Below are 5,436 nucleotides of genomic sequence, written 5' to 3'. Positions count from 1 at the left end.
CAATTAAATAATTTCCCTTTTTTCTTGTGGGATGGGCGTCCCGCCCGTCCAAAAAGGACGGGCGGGACGCCCATCCCACTTTCAAGAGTGGATTTTATTTAATTCTCATCCCTGAGATACTCTACTGGGAAGTGCCATACTTTTAGAAAATGCGAGGGAAGAAGAAAGACTATACAGACTATTCCGAAAAAAAATCTACCTCAATTAGGTAGACTTTTATCAAGGTTCAAGCAATGAGTTCACTGTGGGCTAACCGTTGTTGTGATGAATGTGGGACGCAGAAACACTATCCAACTGATCGCGCCCGTTGCGGATCACGCGCAGCATATCGCTTAACTTGTGCTCGATATTATCGAGCACTTGGTCGGCATAATCGTCGGCTCCGTTTTGAATTTCCTCGCATTCAGCCATCGCCCTGACTCTCATCTCTTCCAATTCCTCTTGAGCCTGGTAGCGAATTTGTTCGACTTCCGCCAGCGTGGCCTGCTGAATTGCCTCGCAGTCGAGCAAAACTTGCTGGCGCAACTGATCTGCCTCTATCTTCGCCTGCTGGAGCAGGCCCATATCGTTTAAAATTTCTGCCGCTCTCTGTTCTGCTGCTTCTATCACTTCCTGAGCGTAAAGTTCCGCCTCTTGAAGCAAGTCGTCCTTGTGCCGGATGATCGTCTCGGCTTCCTGAAAGGCGATCGGCAAATTTAGCCTCACCAAGTCTAACTGATCGAGCAACTGTTCTTCATCCACCAGAGTGCGTCTGGTCATGGGAATTCGCGGGCTGTCGAGAACAATTTCCTCAAGCCGGTTCAATTCCCGCTGGATGTCTACTCCTGCGGTTCGGGTGGGATCTCCGAAGGTGGCTGTGTTCTGAGGTGATTCGTTCTCAGTGCCGCGTCCGGTAATGTCGGGTTCGATGCGAGTTGGTTCCTGCTGGCGTAACATTTGTAAATATCTAGGGCGACGTGTTTCGGAACAAGATGATCTACGGAGCCACCAAACTTGGCTATTTCTTTAACTACACTACTACTTAAAAAGCTGTACTCGTTAGAAGTTGCCAAAAAAACTGTTTCAATTTCACCCAGAAGGGTTTTATTGGTGTGGGCCATCTGGAGTTCCATTTCAAAATCTGTTAATACCCGGAGCCCCCGCAGCAGCACTTTGGCTTGTCGAATCTTAGCATAGTTTACTGTCAAACCCTCAAAACTGTCTACTTCTACATTTGGCAAGTGTTGGGTAGAGCGCCGGATCTGCTCGATCCGTTCCTCTACCGTGAACAGAGGGGTTTTGCTGGGGTTTTTGACTACGGTAACAATTACCCGATCGAACAGTTTGCAGCCCCGCTCGATAATGTCTGCGTGACCGAAGGTAATGGGGTCAAAGCTGCCTGGATAGATTGCAATCACGAGTTTGGCTCACCGGAGTAGAGGAGTGGGGAGTGGAGGAATGGGAGAGTGGGAGAGTGGGAGAGTCTATTATCCTTCTATCCGTGTTAATCCGTGTAGTGCCTTCCTTCTGACAACTGACAAATGTCAACTGTCAACTGACTTCTACTTTTTCATGGAATGAGCTTTGTAGAAAGTTTCGAGGCTTTGCTTGTCGCCCACAAAGCGCCAGTGCCAAGGCTCGTAACTGACGCCTTGGCGATTGTTTTTGGGAAATGACATTTCAAAGCTGAAGGCGACGGCGTTGGCTTCTAACCACTTGAATGCTTCGGTATTTTCAAAACTGGGACTGAGGTTGTGTTCCGGGGCGGTGCCGTCGCCGATGTCGATCGCATAACCGGTGTGGTGTTCGCTGTAACCTGGAGGGGCGCTGACTTCGGCTCGCTTGCTGGCGTTTTGCCTGCGTTCGGCTTTCACGTCAAAAAATACGTGCTGTTGGTCTTGCAGCGAGCGAAAGCCGGATATGGGAGCGAAATAGATGCCTGATGCTGCGGCGGCGTTGACCATTTCCTGATATTTTGCTGCTGCTGAGGTGCGGAGTTTGACGCTACCGTCGGAGGTGACGCTTACCAAGTCTTTGGCTGGTGCTTCTGGGTAGGGCAAGTGTCCCAGCAGGTTTTCTGGGAGTGCGGGGACTTTTGGGGTGGTAGCTGGACTCGGGACAGACGGAGACGCGGAAATTGTCGGCGCTGAGTCTTGTTGAGTTTGCTCTGCCTGACTGGTGGCTGGGAACAAGTTAAAGTTGAGGTGCAGCCAGATGCTGACCCCAAAGGCTAAGGCGGCCAACCCTAGCAGTTTCCAAATCAGCCCTTTTTTCTTAGACTGACTCTGCCCCGCTTCTGGGTATGGGTGGTCTCGCACTGCTTCTGGAATTTCATCGGCGACAAGCTCCGAGGCTTGCGGGGGTTTTCTTGACAGACTAGCGTTATCCAAGCCAGCTCCACTCCTGCACTTCAATAAGGCTCAACGTTACAAATTGTAGACCGATTTGGGCGATCGAACAGCTACAATTGGCGCTGAGAATATATCATCTCTTTCTGACCTCGCCCCGTCCCATCCGCCAACTCTCGCATCTGTTGCTCGGGCCCACAGTCGATCGTCCCTGCGATGTCGAACTGGTTGGCGTTGGTGGCGCTGGTTTATTTTAAGTGTAATTTGTTACTGTTGTTCGACAAAATCCAACAATTCTTCGATCGACACATCAAACGTCCGCGCCAATTTTAGCAGAGCACCGATGTCAGCCATTGCCATACCGGGCGATCGGGCATAACTTTTAACAGTATTGTAGGATACTCCAGAGCGATCGGCTACTTCCTTCAGCGTCCAGCCTTCCCTAGCAGCAAACTCTCTGATCCGCAATTTAACCAATTCGCCTCTTGACATTAGGGTGAAATTTCACCTATACTATATATGAGATATAAAGCGCCGACCACCGCAACCGCACTCCGGCGCCTAATCTTCGACAACATCAAACAAATCTTCAATCAACAAATCAAAAGTTCGAGCTAATTTTTGCAAATGAGTAACGTCAACCGTTGCTAAACCGGGCGATCGAGCATAATTCTTAAGCGTGCTGTAGTGAACTCCCGATCGCTCAGAAACCTCTGTCAAAGTCCAACCCTTCTCGGCAGCCAGCTCTCGAATCCGCAACTTAATCAATCCCATTCTTGACAACAGGCCAGTATTGGTCTTAAAATATTTACATCATAAATAGCGATCGCCCCCCGGCCTCGAAAACTGAAGAGCGAACAGCTATTTATTCAAATGACCGACAATTTGGCATTCACCAACAAAAAGTAGGATTCACCAACAAAAAGTAGGATTCACCAACAAAAAGTAGGATTCACCCAAAATCAAGTCGCCTTCACCCAAAAAAGTCGGAGTCACCCAAAAAAGTCGGAGTCACCCCAAAAAATTCGGAGTCACCAACCATGATACCAAAACAAAACTCAGAAGCCAAGCAAATAAATCCACTCTCTCGCTTTGTAACCAAAGAAGCAGTTGCCAAAGTCTTGAAAGTCAAGCCAGAACAGATTCGGGACATTCGCTGCTGGGCTTACGTCATCCACGTTGTCGGAGTTGGGATCAGTCGGTTTGTCAGCTACGGAGATATGCCGCCAATTTTAGGAGTCGAACCGCCGACGCTGCAAGATTGCATTCGGTGGCGGAAACGCTGGAGAAGCAGCCAACATCAAGCACCGAGATTTTGGGTAGATTTTTATGAGGGGAAATTTCGCCAGTCTCGTAGTGTGGAAGAACTCTACAACTGGGGCAAATTAGTAGGTAAGATTAAGCAAGGGTTGTTAGCATCGCAGGTAAAGTGGCTGCGGAATATTTATTGTGTAGCGAAAGAGTGTTTAGCGGCTTTTTGAGAAGGGGCGATCGCATTATCCTCTCCCATAGCGCGTTAATGTGCGTTCATCTCCGGTTAATAAAAAGAGCGAGCTCCCAAAATCAAACCTTACTAACCTCAGCTAATTCTGCAACATCACTAACCGAACCTTCGTCTTCCCCTTTCTCCCCTTCATCAACCGCAACTGTTAACTTCAATCCCAAAACCTTCAGCCAATTAGCCAAAGCATAAATTGTCACGCTTCCATGATGCGACAGCAAAACAGCTAATTTTTCCAGATGCAATGAGGCCTACTCATCTGACATAATTGGTTCCCCAAGAGCCTCAAATACATCTCGAAGTGCTTTGAGCATGATTCCTAATTCCAAATCTCCTGATTCTTCCTCAAATATCTCTGTGAGGTAGCCAGCAGAAAAATTGGGGTCTTTGAGAGTTTTAATTTTAAACGGATGGTAAGGGACACTTTTAGGCATTTTATCGACCCCTGTATTCTAATGACTACAAGTCTTGACGGAGTTAAGGAAATTGAATCTACTAATATCCATGAGTATCCAAATATTGTTCAAAAGTCTCGTCGGTTTCGTCTGGATCGTAGCCGAAAACATCCTGCATTACCGCTCTATAATACTCTAATCCCTCGCCATCGGAATCGTGCACATCTACGTCCCTACAGCTTTCCACATCTAATGCCCTTTGCGATCTAGAGGGCTTCACGGCGCGAACCTTTCCCTTTGACAATTGCTCCAAACTTTTACCTACAGAGAGCCGCCAAGGATTCATTTCATTAGCTTGCCTCAGACACTCGATCGCATCTGCTGTTCTGTTCAACTTCGCCACAGCAAATGCTTCTCCAATTAGAAATATATCTTTTTCTTTTTCCTGTTTTAGTTCCTGAAATACTTGATTTGCCCGGTCGAATTTACCCGCGCCCAAAAAAGAGCAACCCATTAAAAACTTAGAAGTTTTTTGATCTACATTTCCTTTGTCATTTAGCGCTGCTTGTAATTCTTTTTCTGCTTGCTCCGATCTACCTAACAATATTAGTCCCAGAGATAAAGTATGAATTACATAGGAGTCTAATTTACGCTCTCGGTACTTTTCAATGATTTGAATAGCCTTTGCATACTCTTCTTTGGTGATGTAAAGTCTTGCCAGCCGTTCAGCGATATAATCTTTTTTTTGCCTTTGCTTTTCCTGAGAACGAGGCAAGTTGAGCGACTGAACTAAATACTTTTCCGCTTGGTCGCGATAATCAATAGCTTCGGGTTTGTCTGACTGACCGTAACCGCTCAAAATCCAGTATTGAACAAATGCCGTTTTGCCGAGAGAATACAACTTCTCAACACCCTCACAAACACCATTTATTGCAGTTGTGGCAGATTCACCCTCCGGCCTGTCACATTCCCAACATTTATAAAAATATCGCCACGCATTGTTAGCATTTTCTAAATCTTTGGGAACGTAAGTAATACAATCTTCCTCACGAATATTGTGACGCAATCTCAATGCAAAAACTGCTTTGTCCCACTCATTGACAATCATTTGATAGTAGGCAGAGCCGAGGCTGTATAGCAGGGTAAACGCATCTAAATTAATTTGACAAACACCTAAATTTGTGCATTACTAAATAACTAAAAAAAACTTTTA

9 protein-coding genes are annotated in these 5,436 nt (G+C 46.6%); 1 reads left to right on the top strand and 8 read right to left on the bottom strand.

Translation table 11 applies throughout. The features are described 5' to 3' along the window. Window positions 1–249 precede the first annotated feature (249 nt). The 5 genes from QUA50_RS28935 to QUA50_RS28915 form a co-directional block, all read right to left on the bottom strand. A complete protein-coding gene (locus tag QUA50_RS28935; protein ID WP_333055439.1) occupies window positions 250–936 on the bottom strand; it encodes a DivIVA domain-containing protein in 687 nt (228 codons plus the stop codon). Continuing rightward, window positions 819–1,397, bottom strand: a complete 579-nt coding sequence (coaD, locus tag QUA50_RS28930) for a pantetheine-phosphate adenylyltransferase (protein WP_333264742.1) — start codon at window positions 1,395–1,397, stop codon at window positions 819–821. Before coaD ends, QUA50_RS28935 begins: the two co-directional genes overlap by 118 nt. Before the next feature lie 144 nt (window positions 1,398–1,541). Further along, entirely contained in the window at window positions 1,542–2,369 is an 828-nt protein-coding gene (locus QUA50_RS28925; RefSeq protein ID WP_333264741.1) for a M15 family metallopeptidase, read from the bottom strand. Window positions 2,370–2,594: 225 nt separating this feature from the next. Next, window positions 2,595–2,819, bottom strand: a complete 225-nt coding sequence (locus tag QUA50_RS28920; protein WP_333055442.1) for a helix-turn-helix transcriptional regulator — start codon at window positions 2,817–2,819, stop codon at window positions 2,595–2,597. A 69-nt stretch (window positions 2,820–2,888) separates the two neighbouring features. Beyond that, complete coding sequence (locus tag QUA50_RS28915) at window positions 2,889–3,101, bottom strand: helix-turn-helix transcriptional regulator (protein WP_333055443.1); 213 nt, start codon at window positions 3,099–3,101, stop codon at window positions 2,889–2,891. 266 nt (window positions 3,102–3,367) lie between these two features. Between QUA50_RS28915 and QUA50_RS28910 the strand changes: the two genes are divergently transcribed. After that, a complete protein-coding gene (locus QUA50_RS28910; protein WP_333264740.1) occupies window positions 3,368–3,808 on the top strand; it encodes a hypothetical protein in 441 nt (146 codons plus the stop codon). An 82-nt stretch (window positions 3,809–3,890) separates the two neighbouring features. Here the strand turns inward: QUA50_RS28910 and QUA50_RS28905 are convergent, their stop codons facing one another. The 3 genes from QUA50_RS28905 to QUA50_RS28895 all read right to left on the bottom strand — a co-directional run bounded on the left by QUA50_RS28905 (window position 3,891) and on the right by QUA50_RS28895 (window position 5,331). Then, window positions 3,891–4,073 (bottom strand): hypothetical protein, encoded by a 183-nt coding sequence (locus QUA50_RS28905; protein ID WP_333209014.1) that lies wholly within the window; start codon window positions 4,071–4,073, stop codon window positions 3,891–3,893. A gap of 6 nt (window positions 4,074–4,079) precedes the next feature. Next, a complete protein-coding gene (locus QUA50_RS28900) occupies window positions 4,080–4,262 on the bottom strand; it encodes a hypothetical protein (protein ID WP_333209012.1) in 183 nt (60 codons plus the stop codon). 61 nt (window positions 4,263–4,323) lie between these two features. Further along, complete coding sequence (locus tag QUA50_RS28895; protein ID WP_333264739.1) at window positions 4,324–5,331, bottom strand: hypothetical protein; 1,008 nt, start codon at window positions 5,329–5,331, stop codon at window positions 4,324–4,326. Window positions 5,332–5,436: the final 105 nt, after the last annotated feature.

It is taken from the genome of Microcoleus sp. M2_D5 (assembly GCF_036701935.1).
GTDB lineage: Bacteria > Cyanobacteriota > Cyanobacteriia > Cyanobacteriales > Microcoleaceae > Microcoleus.
The sequence above is the reverse complement of the archived record's forward strand: the minus strand, read 5'-3'. Positions and strand labels throughout refer to the sequence as shown.

Coding starts and splice junctions, on each gene's coding strand:
- QUA50_RS28910 (WP_333264740.1), top strand. CDS start 3,368: ATGATACCAAAACAAAACTCAGAAGCCAAGCAAATAAATCCACTCTCT.
- QUA50_RS28900 (WP_333209012.1), bottom strand. CDS start 4,262: ATGCCTAAAAGTGTCCCTTACCATCCGTTTAAAATTAAAACTCTCAAA.
- QUA50_RS28920 (WP_333055442.1), bottom strand. CDS start 2,819: ATGTCAAGAGGCGAATTGGTTAAATTGCGGATCAGAGAGTTTGCTGCT.
- QUA50_RS28915 (WP_333055443.1), bottom strand. CDS start 3,101: ATGGGATTGATTAAGTTGCGGATTCGAGAGCTGGCTGCCGAGAAGGGT.
- QUA50_RS28935 (WP_333055439.1), bottom strand. CDS start 936: ATGTTACGCCAGCAGGAACCAACTCGCATCGAACCCGACATTACCGGA.
- QUA50_RS28895 (WP_333264739.1), bottom strand. CDS start 5,331: ATGATTGTCAATGAGTGGGACAAAGCAGTTTTTGCATTGAGATTGCGT.